At 64.7% G+C, this 13,449-nt stretch carries 11 protein-coding genes; 5 read left to right on the top strand and 6 right to left on the bottom strand.

Going from position 1 to position 13,449, the window contains the following annotated elements:
• The first annotated feature begins 158 nt into the window (after positions 1 to 158).
• Positions 159 to 674, top strand: coding sequence for a YcgN family cysteine cluster protein (locus YU9_RS0106405; protein WP_027572043.1), 516 nt, complete (start codon positions 159 to 161; stop codon positions 672 to 674).
• Between the two features lie 156 nt (positions 675 to 830).
• Positions 831 to 2,411 carry an MDR family MFS transporter gene (locus YU9_RS0106400; protein ID WP_027572042.1) on the top strand — a complete coding sequence of 527 codons (1,581 nt, stop codon included), beginning with the start codon at positions 831 to 833 and terminating at the stop codon, positions 2,409 to 2,411.
• A gap of 3 nt (positions 2,412 to 2,414) precedes the next feature.
• Here YU9_RS0106400 and YU9_RS0106395 read toward each other — a convergent pair whose 3' ends face one another.
• The 6 genes from YU9_RS0106395 to YU9_RS0106370 form a co-directional block, all read right to left on the bottom strand.
• Positions 2,415 to 4,910, bottom strand: coding sequence for a GAF domain-containing protein (locus YU9_RS0106395; RefSeq protein ID WP_027572041.1), 2,496 nt, complete (start codon positions 4,908 to 4,910; stop codon positions 2,415 to 2,417).
• A gap of 567 nt (positions 4,911 to 5,477) precedes the next feature.
• On the bottom strand, positions 5,478 to 7,112 hold the full coding sequence (locus YU9_RS0106390; RefSeq protein ID WP_027572040.1) for a thiamine pyrophosphate-requiring protein: 1,635 nt from the start codon (positions 7,110 to 7,112) through the stop codon (positions 5,478 to 5,480).
• A gap of 356 nt (positions 7,113 to 7,468) precedes the next feature.
• A complete protein-coding gene (locus tag YU9_RS0106385) occupies positions 7,469 to 8,065 on the bottom strand; it encodes a hypothetical protein (RefSeq protein ID WP_371259117.1) in 597 nt (198 codons plus the stop codon).
• A 787-nt stretch (positions 8,066 to 8,852) separates the two neighbouring features.
• Entirely contained in the window at positions 8,853 to 9,017 is a 165-nt protein-coding gene (locus tag YU9_RS0106380) for a Flp family type IVb pilin (RefSeq protein ID WP_027572038.1), read from the bottom strand.
• A 293-nt stretch (positions 9,018 to 9,310) separates the two neighbouring features.
• Positions 9,311 to 9,547, bottom strand: a complete 237-nt coding sequence (locus YU9_RS0106375) for a hypothetical protein (RefSeq protein ID WP_027572037.1) — start codon at positions 9,545 to 9,547, stop codon at positions 9,311 to 9,313.
• A gap of 59 nt (positions 9,548 to 9,606) precedes the next feature.
• The gene (locus YU9_RS0106370) at positions 9,607 to 10,590 is read right to left on the bottom strand and encodes a Ku protein (RefSeq protein WP_027572036.1); all 984 of its coding nucleotides are present in this window, start codon (positions 10,588 to 10,590) and stop codon (positions 9,607 to 9,609) included.
• A gap of 233 nt (positions 10,591 to 10,823) precedes the next feature.
• Between YU9_RS0106370 and YU9_RS48890 the strand changes: the two genes are divergently transcribed.
• From YU9_RS48890 to YU9_RS0106355, 3 genes are all read left to right on the top strand, one after another.
• Entirely contained in the window at positions 10,824 to 10,979 is a 156-nt protein-coding gene (locus YU9_RS48890; RefSeq protein WP_162832009.1) for a hypothetical protein, read from the top strand.
• A 214-nt stretch (positions 10,980 to 11,193) separates the two neighbouring features.
• Entirely contained in the window at positions 11,194 to 11,868 is a 675-nt protein-coding gene (locus YU9_RS0106360; protein ID WP_011085905.1) for a response regulator transcription factor, read from the top strand.
• A 94-nt stretch (positions 11,869 to 11,962) separates the two neighbouring features.
• Positions 11,963 to 13,339, top strand: coding sequence for a sensor histidine kinase (locus YU9_RS0106355; RefSeq protein ID WP_027572035.1), 1,377 nt, complete (start codon positions 11,963 to 11,965; stop codon positions 13,337 to 13,339).
• Positions 13,340 to 13,449 lie beyond the last annotated feature (110 nt).

The following is a 13,449-nucleotide window of genomic DNA, read 5'->3' as shown; positions in this document are numbered from 1 at the left end:
AGCGGGGCCCATAAACCAATGGTCACGCTTGGGATTTTGAACAACAGGCCTAATTGACCCCGGTTCATTACGGGCTTCAAAGGGGCCTTGCTTGCACCCTTGCCGCCGCGCGCCCTAGATGGCGTTGCCGTAGCTCTTTCGAATTGTTGTTGAGGCGTATGACCGCAGCTCCCAAACGACCTTCCGGCCAGGAAGGATTCTTCTGGAAAACCAAGACGTTGGAAGAGATGTCTGGGGACGAATGGGAGAGCCTGTGCGACGGCTGCGGCCGCTGCTGCCTGAACAAGCTCGAGGACGAGGACACCGGGCAGATCTACTTCACCCATATCGGCTGCAAGCTGCTCGATGGCGCCAGCTGCGCCTGCAAGGACTATCCGAATCGTTCCGACAAGGTTCCGGATTGCGTCCGCCTGACCCCGGCCAATGTCCGCACCCTGAACTGGCTGCCGCCGAGCTGCGGCTACAAGCTCGTCGCCGAAGGGCGCGACCTCTATTGGTGGCATCCGCTGGTGTCCGGTGATCCCAACACCGTCCACGAAGCCGGCGTCTCCGTGCGCGGCCGGGTGGAGGGCAGCGAGGAGGAGGTCCCGGACGAGGAGCTCGAGGACCACATCGTGCAATGGCCGGCCGTGTTGCCGAAACGGGCTCGTCTGAAGCGACGCCCGAAGGACTGATCCGCCGCGCGATCCGGATCACGTCTTCGGGATGGCCCCGGGGCGGGATGCACCCATGCGCCGCGGTGCCTGCCTGGGAAAAGCTTTGCTGTCTACATTGGGCTGCATAGAACGAATCCTTCGCGGCGTTGCGCCGCCACATGACGTCCGATCGAGATGAACAAGTTCGAACGGCAGAGCGCTGCCGACGGCCAGACGTTGCCTGACGACATCGCCGAGGAGCTGTCGCGCCTTCCCAGCGAGGTGCTGAGCGTCGATGACGCGCCGTCCATTGCGCCGCCGGTGCCGCTGAGCTCCGACGAGGTCCGCACCATCGTCATCAGCCTGATGCTGACCATGTTCCTGGCAGCGCTCGATCAGACCATCGTGGCGACCGCGCTGCCGACCATCGGACGCCAGTTCCAGGACGTCTCCAGTCTCTCCTGGGTGATCACCGCCTATCTGCTCGCCTCGACCGCCGTCGCGCCGGTGTTCGGCACGCTCAGCGACATCTATGGCCGCCGCGTCATGATCATCATCTCGCTCAGCCTGTTCGTGGCGGGCTCGGTGCTGTGCGCGATCGCGCCGAACCTGCCGATGCTGATCCTGGCGCGCGGGCTTCAGGGCCTCGGCGGCGGCGGCATCATGCCGGTGGTGCAGACCGTGATCTCCGACGTCGTCAGCCCGCGCGAGCGCGGGCAATACCAGGCCTATTTCTCCAGCGTCTGGATGGTCGGCGGCATCCTCGGTCCGGTCATCGGCGGCGTGTTCGCCGAGCATCTGCACTGGTCGATGATTTTCTGGATCAACCTGCCGCTTGCGGCCGCAGCGCTTGCACTGCTGCTGCCCAAGATGAGCAAGATCCCGGTGTTCCACCGCAAGCGCAAGGTCGATTGGCTCGGCGGCGTTCTGCTGATGGCCTCCGCCGTCGTCTTCATGCTGGTGCTGACCTGGGGCGGCACGCGCTATGCCTGGCTGTCGCCGACCGTGCTTGCGATGGTCGGCGGCGCCGTCGCGCTCGCGATGACCTTCGTGTGGCACGCCCGGCGGGCCGACGAGCCGTTCCTGCCACTGCCGTTGCTGACGGGATCGGTGGCGCCTTTCGCGCTGACGGCCGGCGGCTGCGGCCTTGGGGCGATCACCGGCCTCACCGTGCAGCTGCCGCTCTATTACGAGCAGGTCTATCATCTCACCGCCAGCGAGGCGGGCCTTGCGCTGATCCCGCTCGCGGCGGTCTCGACCTGCGGCGCGGCAATTGCCGGCCGCACCATGGCGCGGGCCAAGCACTACAAGCGCGTCGCCATCATCGGCACGTCCTGGGCCGCACTGTGCGGATTCGGGCTCACGGTTACCACCTTGCCGCTCTGGGGCCTGCTGTTGCTGATGGCCGCGTTCGCGCTCGGGCTCGGCACCACCTTCCCGGTGTGCGTGGTCTCGCTGCAGAATTCGGTCGCGCGTCCGCAAGTCGGCACCATCACCGGCGCGATGAACTTCTTCCGCTCGCTGATGTCCTCGTTCACGGTCGCGGCCTTCGCAGCGATCCTGCTCATCGCGCTCGGCACCGACATCCCGCTCGCCGGCGAGCATCACGCCGCGGGCGCCGTCGCGATCCCCGCCGACGACATGCGGCACGCGTTCCGCTACGTGTTCGGCGCCGCCACCGCGCTGATGACCATCGCTGCGCTGTGCCTGATCGCGATGGAGGAGCGGCCGCTGGCCGGCCCCTCGGCCCAGCAACCCGTCGAGATGGCCGAGTAAGGCTCAGCGGCCTGCGTCCGGGAAGCTGCTCCTGCGCGGCAGCCGGATCGTGAACTCCGTGAATGCGCCGGGCTCCGTCGCGACGTCGATCGTGCCGCCGTGCTGTTTCACGACGATGTCGTGGCTCATCGACAGCCCCAGCCCGGTGCCTTCGCCGGCCGGCTTGGTGGTGAAGAACGGATTGAACATCTTCTCCTTCACCTCCTCCGGAATCCCTGTGCCGTTGTCGCGGATGGTGATCTCGACGTCGTCGCCGCGATCTCGCGTCGCGGCGATCACCGTCGGCTCGTAGCCGGCGGCGCCATCCGCCTTGCGCCTGGTGACCGCATGAAAGCCGTTCGAGATCAGGTTCAGCAGCACGCGGGTGATCTCCTGCGGAAACACTTCGGCTTGTCCCGCCGCCGGATCGAGCTCGCGCTTCAGCGTGACGTGGAATCCCGGCTTCTCGGCGCGTGCGCCGTGATAGGCGAGGTTGAGGCTTTCCTCGACCAGCGCGTTGATGTCGCTCAGCCCGTGCTCGCCGCCGCCTTCGCGCGAATGCAGCAGCATGTTCTTGACGATGGAATCGGCGCGGCGGCCGTGCTGCACGACCTTCTGTAGATTATCCTTCAGAAGCCCCGTGAGCTCGTCGACCTCCGCGCGGAGATCGTCTGCGAGGAGGACCGGCGCGAGCACATCGTTCAGCTCCTCGGTCAGCTCGGCAGAAAGCGAGGCAAAATTGTTGACGAAGTTGAGCGGGTTCTTGATCTCATGGGCGATGCCGGCGGTGAGCTGGCCGAGCGAAGCCAGTTTCTCGGTCTGAATCAACCGGTCTTGCGCTGCGCGCAGATCATCGAGCGATTTGGCAAGCTCGCTGGTGCGGTCCTGCACCTCGTTGAACAAGCGCGTGTTCTCGACCGCGATCACGGCCTGGTCGGCAAAGGTCTTGAGCAGGTTGATCGCCTTGTCAGGAAAATGACCGGGCTCCCGCCGCGTGACGGCGATGGTGCCGATCGCAACGCCATCGCGCAGCATCGGCACCACCAGGATGCTGCGATATCCGCGTGTGCGCGCCAGCTCCTTCATGGCCTCGGTGAGATCAGGCTCGCTCTGCATATCGCTGCGGAAGGCATATCGCCCGCTCCTTGCCACGCGGCTGTGAATGCCTGACGAAGATAGCGGCGTCGGGAATGAGCTGAGCAGATCCGCATTGCCGGCCTCATTGTCGGTGGTGAAGGCGGCCAGATGCAGCACGTCGTCGACGACGCGGGTGACGGTCGAGGAGTGCCCGCCGATCAGCGACTTGGCGCTGTCGGAGATCGCCTGGAACACCGGTGTGACATCCGATGGCGAGGCCGCGATCACCTTGAGGATGTCGGCGGTCGCGGTCTGACGTTCCAGTGCTTCCCTGGTCGCGTTGAACAGGCTGACATTCTTGATCGCGATCACCGCCTGGTCGGCGAAGGTCTGCAGCAGCCGCACATGATGCTCGGCGAAGTGGCCGGTCGCGCGGCGCGTGGCGATGATGATGCCGATAGTCTCGCCCTCGCTCATCAATGGCGTGAACAGCATGCTGCGATAGCCCCGCGCACGCGCGATGTCGCGCGCGGCCGGCTCGAGCTCGGTGTCGGGCAGTTGCGCGGCGGCACCATTGGCAACGAGCTGGTAGGGCGGGAATTGTGCGAACGGCACCGGAAAGGAAGCCTGGAGCACGCGATCGCCGACCGGATCGGTCGGCGTGAATGCCGCAAGATGCGCGGCACCGTCGACATAGCGGAGCACCGCGGTGGAGAAGCCGCCGATCAGCCGGTTGGCGTTGGTGGCGATGGCCTCGAACACCGGCTGCACGTCGGACGGGGAGGCCGCCATCACCTTCAGGATGTCGGCCGTCGCGGTCTGGCGTTCGAGCGCCTCTTTCGTCTCGTTGAACAGTCGCGCGTTCTCGATCGCGATCACGGCCTGGTCGGCAAAGGTCTGGAGCAGCTCTACGAGGTCGGGCGCGAACGCGCCGGGCTCGGCGCGCGTGACGCTGATCATGCCGACCGGCATGCCCCGGTTCATCAGCGGCATGAACAGCACGCTGCGGAAGCCGCGCAGCCGCGCCAGCTTGCGGTTCAGCTCCGGAACGTCGGGGGCCTCGGTGTCGGGAAACTCAATCGTCTCGCCGCCGCGCACGAGGGTAAAGGTTGGGAAGTCCGCGATCTTGCGCGGGAACGCTGCCTTCAGCCCTTCGTCCGCCTCCGGGCTGGTCGGCGTAAACGCCACGAGGTGCAGCTCGTCACCGATGAACTGGAGCACGGTAGCGGAGAAGCCGCCGAGCAGGTGCTTCGAGCTGGACGCGATCGCCGCAAAGACCGGCCGGGCGTCAGAGGGCGAGGCCGCGATGGTGCGCAGAATCTCGGCGCTTGCGCTCTGGCGATCCCGCGCAATCGCAAGCCTGCTGCGCAGCTGCGCATTCTCGGCCGCAGCCGATTGCAATTGCCGCCTGAGCTCGTCGATTTCGTTGGAAGGGGTCGTCATTCCTGATCCGGCCTGATGCAGCGACACGCGCGGCACGGGGCCGGATTATCACATCTTCCGCGGCCGGAGCCAGCGCCGGAAGCCGCAGCACCGAACTGAGATGAACATGATGGAAGCGATGAAGCCAGCGGCGGGGATCACCTCTCCCGAAGCAGGGCTATGGCATATGCGAGCTTTTCCCTGCGGCCATCCTTCGAGACGCCCGCTTTAGGCGGGCTCCTCAGGATGAGGACGGAGTGCGTGACTGCAGTTTCAAAGGGCACTAACGCTGATTAGCCTCATCCTGAGGAGGCGCGTAAGCGCCGTCTCGAAGGATGAGGCGTGCGCGCAGGCCGCCGCAACAAGTCATATGCGATAGCCTTGTCTCCCGAAGGGAGAGGTCGGATCGCATCGAAGATGCGGTCCGGGTGAGGGGTTACGCTCTCACTGAATGCTGCGGCCCCCTCACCCGGATTGCTCAGGCGCGCAATTGCGCGCCATAGCAATCCGACCTCTCCCCGTCGGGGAGAGGTGGACTGCGGCGCAACCAGTCGGGCTTGATATTTCCATGCTCAACGGCGGCCCGCCTCACGTGCCGGGCCGCGACACCTCGGTCTCCTTGCTGGTGATGAACTCCAGCAGCACCGGCACGCCTTCCCTTGTCTTCTGGATGCCCCGCTTGATCGCGGGCACGATGTCCTCCGGCCTCTCCACCCGCTCGCCATAGCCGCCGAAGGCGCGCGCCATCGCGGCGTAGTCGCCGGAAATGTCGGTCGAGCGATACTTTTCGGTCGAGACCGGCATCACCTTCAACTCGATCGCCATCGAGAAGTTGTTTAGCAGGACCGACATGATGGGGATGCGCTCGCGCACTGCGGTCTCGAAATCCATGCCGGTGAAACCAATCGCCGCATCGCCCCAGACGTTGATGCAGAGCTTGTCGGGTTTTGCCAGCTTGGCGCCCATCGCCAGCCCAAGGCCGTAGCCGAGCTGAGTCGTCTTGCCCCAGCCGAGATAGGTGAGCGGCTCGACCGCCTTCCAGAACGGCGAGAGCTGGTCGCGCGGGCTGCCGGCATCATGCGTGATGATGGTGTTGTGGATGTCGACGGTGTGCTGCAGGTCCCAGAGCACGCGATAGGGGCTGAGCGGCGCGTCGTTGCTGGTCAGCTTCGGCATCCATTTCGCCAGCCACTCCTTGTGCGAGGCCGCGATCTCGGCTGCGACCGCTGAGGCATCACGATCCGCGGTGACGGACTTGCCGATCTCCTCCAGCAGCGCATCGAGCACGAGGCCGGCATCGCCGACGAGGCCGATCTTGGCTTCCACATCCTTGTTGAGGTGGTTGGGATCGAGCGTGGAATGAATGATGGTCTTGCCCTTCGGCATCGCGATGCCGAAATTGGTCTCGGTGAAGGAGCAGCCGATGCCGAAGATGACGTCGGCCTCGCTCAGAAACTTCGGCACTGCGCGCGGCACTGCGAGGCCGCCGGAGCCGAGCGAGAGCGGATGCGTTTCCGGGAACGATGATTTGCCCCCCAAGCTGGTGGTGACGGGGATCGCCAGCCGCTCGGCGAGCCGTTTCAGCTGCGGCCAGGCCTGCGCGTAATGCACGCCCTGGCCGGCATAGATTACCGGCCGCTTTGCATTCACGAGCAGGTCCGCCGCTTCCTTGACGTGAACAGGGTCGGCGCCGTAGCGGGTGCGCAGCACCGGCGTGTAGTGCAGCGGCTCCGGCACTTCCTCGTTCCACATGTCCGAGGGTATCTCGACGATGACCGGCCCGCCGCGTCCGTTCTTCAGTTTCGTGAAGGCGCGGCGGAAGATGTTGGCGACCTCGGTCGCGAGGATGATCGGCTCGGACGATTTCGCAAACGGCTTCATCGCCTCGCTGGAATTGAAGTTCGGCTCGATATGCGACAGCCTACGCTGATAGCCCATCGGCAGCACCAGCACGGGCACGGATTCGCCAAAGCACTGCGCGACGCCGCCCATCGCATTCTCGGCGCCCGGCCCATGCTGCATGCAGAACGCGCCGATGCTGCGCCCCGACGTCACCCGCGAGATCGCATCCGCCATGTGGATGCCGACGCGCTCCTGCCGCACCATCACGGGGCGGATCTCGGCCTTCGCCGCATGCTCGATGAGATGGTTGACCGGATAGCCGCAGAGGATCTCGATCCCCTCGCGCCGCATGATTTCCGCGATGGCGGTGCCGAGCTTCATGGCGTTTCTCCCTGGGCAGGCCGGTTGGTCCCGGCTGATTGGAGGAGAGAGGATCAGGAAATGGGTGAATGGTAAAGCGCAGCTCGTTGTCTATGCGTGTAGGTCAGCCATGCAGGACCGCTTCGACTCATCTGGTCGAGGCAGCCCATTTATCGCCAGTGGCAGCTCGAAACAAATCCGGAGCGACCGCCCCGACGTCCGCCTGCGCCATGGGTGAATACGTGCGGACACAGGCCTTCAGATCGGAAACGACGTGCTGCAAGTTTCGTTCTGCTGGGCGTGCGCTGACACCGGCCAAGCTGTGGTCGCAAACAGCAATATGATTGCGGCTCTCAACTTGACCACCCCGCAGCTTCCTATTTGCAGTTCTGACAGATCGTCAGCTTTCGCTTCAAGGCCTCGTCTTCCTGATCGACTGCCGACTGCCCGTCGAGGCCATTTGGATCCCGGTTGGACCCGGCGCCCTTTGCGGCGCGTGATCGCACAGGCGGCCTCATCTGGCTCGGCGCGGCATCATCGTCGACGATGACGCTGAAGCCGTCATAGTCGCTGGCCGGAGCCGCCACCTGCGGAAGCCCGCCGATCACAGGTGGCGAAACCTCTCTGGCAGACGCGGCTGGCGAGATCCTGGAATTTGCGGCGTTCGCACGCGGCAGCGATGTATTGGGCGCAGCAAGCGAAACCGGCGGGGCGATCGAAGCCTGTCCTCTCGCACCGTCATGCGAGCAGACGCCGACCAATATGAGGCTGAGAGCCAGGAGCGTCGCGCGTCTCATTGCCATACCTTCAAATAGCTCTGGTTCAATGATTGACAGCATGGCTCGTTGACCCACGCCGAGAAGAATAACAGCACTCACATGGCCGTTAAAGTTGACGGAAATGGGGTGCAAGTGGCCGCCGGGCCACCATGTCTTGCGTTGCCCGACGGGCAAAACACGCCAGGGCTGGGTCAATCGCCGCCCGCAAGATATTCGTATTGACCGAAATTCTGTTTTACCGTACAACCCGAAACATCCTGGCTCGCCACAAGGGGCGTTTCGCGACCGTCACGAGACGCGGGCCGGGATGCGGTGGCCGCGACGGCGTCGGCGCGCAATGTTGGTGCAGGGCGGAGATCCCGTGAGCAGCGACAGGCGCGGTACGACACGGCGCTGACAGCTTCCTTGTTCGGTCTCGATGGCGAGCGTACGCCAGCCGTCGGGAACGCGGATGAGGATGTGCGCGGACGGAGAAGTCGTGTGGTCCTGACGCCCGGGGTCTGTGCGTCAAGGCTTGCGGTGATGTGGCGACCCAACCGGGTCCGCGCATCAGCCATCCGCAAGGCGACGGGGGCAATAGTGCATCGCTCCCCGAGGAGAGCACGAAGGACACCGTTAAAACCATCCGCGCAGGGAAGGCCGGGCGTTCCGGCTCACCTGTCGTCCACCCCGTGCGCATTTTCCAGCACACGCGGGACTTCGGGTGCCAGCCGGCGCCCGGCCTTCCCTGCGCCCTTGCTGAGATGAGGGCGGAAGAAGACAGCAAAGCTCGGGCAAGATACGCCGCGAGGATAAGCAGCCATGTCTATCGTTGAACAGCGGTCTCATGCCCCGGACGCAGCGCAGCGCTCGCCCGGCGATGCGAAGCATCGTCCGGTCGGCGGTGCGCTGCAGAGCCGGGGCCCACGCATCAGCGAAATGCGCAACCTTCTGGGCCCGGCTGGCGGGCGCGGCGCGCCGCTACGCAGGCCAGGGCCGGCTGTTACTTCATCGCCGAGCTGATCGAGTTGAACTTGTTGTTGAGCAGCGCGCTGCCCGTGCTGTTCACGATGGTCACGATTGCCAGAGCGATCCCTGCGGCGATCAGGCCATACTCGATTGCGGTTGCGCCATTCTCATCGGCAAGGAAGGACCTAAGCAGACGCATTGCCAACTCCTGTTCATCCGATCCAATGGATGGTCGCGTCGTGATCGGACTTGCAAATCGATCGAATAAGTGTTCGTGCGCGCCAAAAGAATTAAGCGCGGGCGATCGCGCCTCCGCTCATACGACGGCATTCATTAAATTAAGGTTCCGCCGGTCCGTCCAAATGGACTCAAATCGGCAGCCCCCGGGCGGGCAGCCCGGGCGCAGTGCCCGTCAAGGCGTGATCGTGCGGCCGCTTAACCGATTGTTGAGCCTGTTCGTCAATGGGCCCGGCAAGGACATCTCCATCGCGCTCATCCGCGCCGGCCGTCCGCATTCAGCGCCCGTAACATGGCGATGCGGGCGAACATCACCCAGCCGCCGCCGGTCTCGGCCGCATTGATCAAAGTCTCGATGGCGGTCTGCCAGTGCGCCTCGTGCTGGGCGTCGTCGGGCAGCTGCATGATGTAGTCCGCAGCCTCCTGAAGCGTGAGCAGCTCGCGCTTGTTGCCTACGCGAACGGGGTCGTCGAACGCCGTCGACCAGGGCATGTCAGGCCGGCCGATCGGCGAGGAGAGACATCACGGCGCGATCGCGGGGTGTGATGCTGCTAGCTGGCCTTCTTCGCCCGCGCCGGAGCCCGCGCTGGCTTGTCGGCCTTCTTCGTGGCCTCCTTGGGCGCGGTCTTCGCCGCGGCGTCCTTGCCGCCCTTGCCTGATATCGGCAGCAGCATCTCGCGCTGGCCCTCGACGCGCTTCTTCGGCTTCTTGCCCTTGGCGATCTCCTTGGCGACCTTCGCCGCAGGCGCCGCCTCCTTCTCGCTCGCGAGGCTCTTCTTCAGCGCGTCCATCAGGTTGATGACGTTGCCGCCCGTCTTCGGTGCGGCCTTCGCGGTGATCGGCATCCCGCTACGCTTCTTGTTGATGAGATCGATCAGCGCGGTCTCGTAATGATCCTCGAACAGCTCGGGCTCGAACGCGCCGGACTTCTTCTCGACGATGTGTTTTGCCAGGTCGAGCATGTCCTTCGTCAGCTTCACGTCCTGGATGTCGTCGAAATATTCGTTTTCGCTGCGGACCTCGTAGGGGTAGCGCAGCAGCGTGCCCATCAGCCCGCTCTCGAGCGGCTCCAGCGCGATGATGTGCTCGCGGTTGGTCAGCACCACGCGGCCGATCGCGACCTTGTCCATGCTGCGGATGGTCTCGCGGATCACGGCATAGGCGTCATGGCCGACCTTGCCGTCGGGCACGAGATAATAGGGGCGGATCAGGTAGCGGTTGTCGATGTCGGTCTTGGGCACGAACTCGTCGATCTCGATCGTGTGCGTGGAGTCCAGCGCGATCTCGTCGAGCTCGTCCTTGGTGACCTCGATATAGGTGTCGGTGTCGACCTTGTAGCCCTTGACGATGTCCTCGGAGGTCACCTCGTCGCCGGTCTCGGCGTCGACCTTGAGGTACTTGATGCGGTGGCCGGTCTTGCGGTTGATCTGGTTGAACGAGACCTTCTCGGTATCCGAAGTGGCCGGATAGAGCGCGACCGGGCAGGTCACGAGCGACAGACGCAGAAAACCCTTCCAATTGGCGCGGGGGGCCATGGGCTACTCCAAACGCAACGGGGACAGACGATCAGGATACCACTGGGGAACAACGAATCATAGCAAGGCGGGTTGCTGAATCTTGCAACTGCGTTAACCGGACACGGGGGCCCCGTAGTTGCTGCCTGAGAGGGCAAAAGCCGGAACATCGTATCCCATCACGCGTTGGCTCGGGACATCGGCTGCGAGGAGGTCGCGGCTATCGAAGGCGACGTCCAGAGATTGAGGTCACCATGGCAACCACGCGAGAGCAGAACCGGATCGTGGAAACTCCGACCGAGGCGCGCCAGGGTGAACCCGGGCCTTCGGTGGCGGCGCTTCTCGCCATCTCCACCGGGCTTGCGATCCTGATCCTTGCCGTCGTCTGGTTCGTGTTCTTCCGAACCTGACGGCCCGAACCGGCCAACTAGCCGCGTCACGCGGTCATTGCGCCCGCCATGCCTCCGGCTCGTCCGGCTGCGCGGCGGGCGCACTCGCATCAGTGCATGAGAAATCGTATATGACCAAAAAGTAAGGCGGCCGGGTTCCTGGCGTTCATATTCGGTTCACGCCGGAATTGCTCATCTAGAGCGGTGTTCATGCGGTCTATGTCTGGAGAGAAGCGTGCGCCTGCTCGTTGTTGAGGACGACCCCGATCTCAATCGCCAGCTCACCAAGGCGCTGACCGACGCCGGCTACGTCGTCGACCGGGCCTTCGACGGGGAGGAGGGGCACTATCTCGGCGACAACGAGCCGTATGACGCCGTGGTGCTCGATATCGGCCTGCCGAAGAAGGACGGCATCTCGGTGCTGGAGGCCTGGCGCCGCAACGGCCGCACCATGCCGGTCCTGATCCTCACGGCACGCGACCGCTGGAGCGACAAGGTGCAGGGCTTCGATGCCGGCGCCGACGACTATGTTGCAAAGCCGTTCCACCTGGAGGAGGTGCTGGCGCGGATCCGCGCGCTGCTGCGCCGCTCGACCGGCCATGCCCAGAGCGAGCTGAGCTGCGGTCCGGTCACGCTCGACACCCGAACCGGACGGGTCAGTGTGTCGGGCAATCCCGTCAAGATGACCTCGCACGAATATCGGCTTCTGGCCTACCTGATGCACCATTCCGGCCGCGTCGTTTCCCGGACCGAGCTGGTCGAGCACCTCTACGATCAGGACTTCGATCGCGATTCCAACACCATCGAGGTCTTTGTCGGCCGCATCCGCAAGAAGCTCGACGTCGACATCATCCAGACCGTCCGCGGCCTCGGCTATCTCCTGACCCCGCCGCCTGCGCCGGGCGCCTGAGGCGTTCTCGGGCTTGACGGGAGGCCGAACAGGGCCCTTGGTCCGGTCATGACGTCCGACGACCTGACTTCCAGCCCCTGCCGGGACCGTTCCGATGGCCGCTAGCTCGCTTGCGAACCGACTGTTCTTGTCGGCGACCGCTTGGCTCGTGGTGATCCTGGCCATCACCGGCGTGGTGCTGTCGTCGGTCTACAAGAACGCCACCGAGCGCGCCTTCGATCGCAGGCTCAATCTCTATCTGCGCACGCTCATCGCGGAGGTCGCGACCCCCGACGAGCCGCCGGACCGCCAGTTCCAGTCGCTTGGCGAGCCCCTGTTCGAGCTGCCGCTGTCCGGCTGGTACTGGCAGATCACCCGCACCGACACCGAGAAGCCGGAGGTGCGCTCCTCGCGCTCGCTCTGGGACAAGAAGCTGCCGAAGCTGGAGGAACAGGGCGCCGAGCTCACCGCCGCCGGCATCCGCCTCGCTTATGTCGACGGGCCGGAAGGGCAGAATCTGCGCATGGTGGAACGGCCGGTCGATCTCGGCGCCGACGGCAAATTTCTCGTCAGCGTCGCCGGGGACGACACCGAGATCTTCGATGAGACGCGAAGCTTCGACTACTATCTCGGCGGTACCTTCACCGCGCTCGGAATCGTGCTGCTGCTCACGACCGTATTCCAGGTCCGCTTCGGTCTTGCCCCGCTCAAGCGCATCTCGGAATCGATCGCCGACATCCGCTCCGGGCGGGCGGAACGGCTCGAGGGGGAATTCCCGGTCGAGATCGCGCCGCTGGCGCGCGAGACCAACGCGCTGATCGAGGCCAATCGCGAGATCGTCGAGCGCGCGCGCACCCATGTCGGCAATCTCGCCCATGCGATCAAGACGCCGCTCTCGGTTATCGTCAACGAGGCCGGCGCCCATCCGTCTGATCTATTCGCCGCCAAGGTGATGGAGCAGGCGGACGTGATGCGCGACCAGGTTGCCCATCATCTGGAGCGTGCGCGCATTGCGGCGCGGGTCTCGGTGGTCGCGACCGTGACGGAGGTGGCGCCTGCCATCGAGGCGCTGCGGCGGACCATGGAGAAGATCTATCGCGACCGCGGCATCGTGGTCGAGGCCAAGGCCGACCCATCCGCAAAGTTCCGGGGCGAGCGACAGGATCTGGAGGAGATGGTCGGCAATCTCGTCGACAATGCCTGCAAATGGGCGGCCTCGCGCGTCTTCATTGAGGTTCTGGTCGAGACGCCGGATCAGGCCGGCGCCGGGCCTCGGCTGCGGATCATCGTCGACGACGACGGTCGCGGCCTGTCGGAGGCCGAACGCGCCCAGGTCTCCCGGCGCGGCCAGCGGCTCGACGAGTCCAAGCCCGGATCGGGACTGGGCTTGTCGATCGTGACCGATCTCGCCGCGCTCTATGGCGGCAGGCTATCGCTCGGCGCTGCGCCGATCGGCGGCCTGCGGGCCGAATTGGTTCTTCCAGGACTGTAGGCATTTGTTTCAACGTGGTTTTTCGTCCTCGTCGATCCCCTCTGGAGGGAGCCGGGGGCATTCGGCCCCACTTCCTAAACGGCTTCTTAAGTGGCGACCTCCTATGATCG

Source organism: Bradyrhizobium sp. WSM1743 (genome assembly GCF_000473065.1).
Lineage (GTDB): Bacteria > Pseudomonadota > Alphaproteobacteria > Rhizobiales > Xanthobacteraceae > Bradyrhizobium.
Note: the sequence above shows the minus strand (reverse complement) of the source record. Positions and strands in the feature narration are given on the sequence as shown.

Coding starts and splice junctions, on each gene's coding strand:
- YU9_RS0106390 (WP_027572040.1), bottom strand. CDS start 7,112: ATGAAGCTCGGCACCGCCATCGCGGAAATCATGCGGCGCGAGGGGATC.
- YU9_RS0106370 (WP_027572036.1), bottom strand. CDS start 10,590: ATGGCCCCCCGCGCCAATTGGAAGGGTTTTCTGCGTCTGTCGCTCGTG.
- YU9_RS0106375 (WP_027572037.1), bottom strand. CDS start 9,547: ATGCCCTGGTCGACGGCGTTCGACGACCCCGTTCGCGTAGGCAACAAG.
- YU9_RS0106400 (WP_027572042.1), top strand. CDS start 831: ATGAACAAGTTCGAACGGCAGAGCGCTGCCGACGGCCAGACGTTGCCT.
- YU9_RS48890 (WP_162832009.1), top strand. CDS start 10,824: ATGGCAACCACGCGAGAGCAGAACCGGATCGTGGAAACTCCGACCGAG.
- YU9_RS0106355 (WP_027572035.1), top strand. CDS start 11,963: ATGGCCGCTAGCTCGCTTGCGAACCGACTGTTCTTGTCGGCGACCGCT.
- YU9_RS0106380 (WP_027572038.1), bottom strand. CDS start 9,017: ATGCGTCTGCTTAGGTCCTTCCTTGCCGATGAGAATGGCGCAACCGCA.
- YU9_RS0106405 (WP_027572043.1), top strand. CDS start 159: ATGACCGCAGCTCCCAAACGACCTTCCGGCCAGGAAGGATTCTTCTGG.
- YU9_RS0106395 (WP_027572041.1), bottom strand. CDS start 4,910: ATGACGACCCCTTCCAACGAAATCGACGAGCTCAGGCGGCAATTGCAA.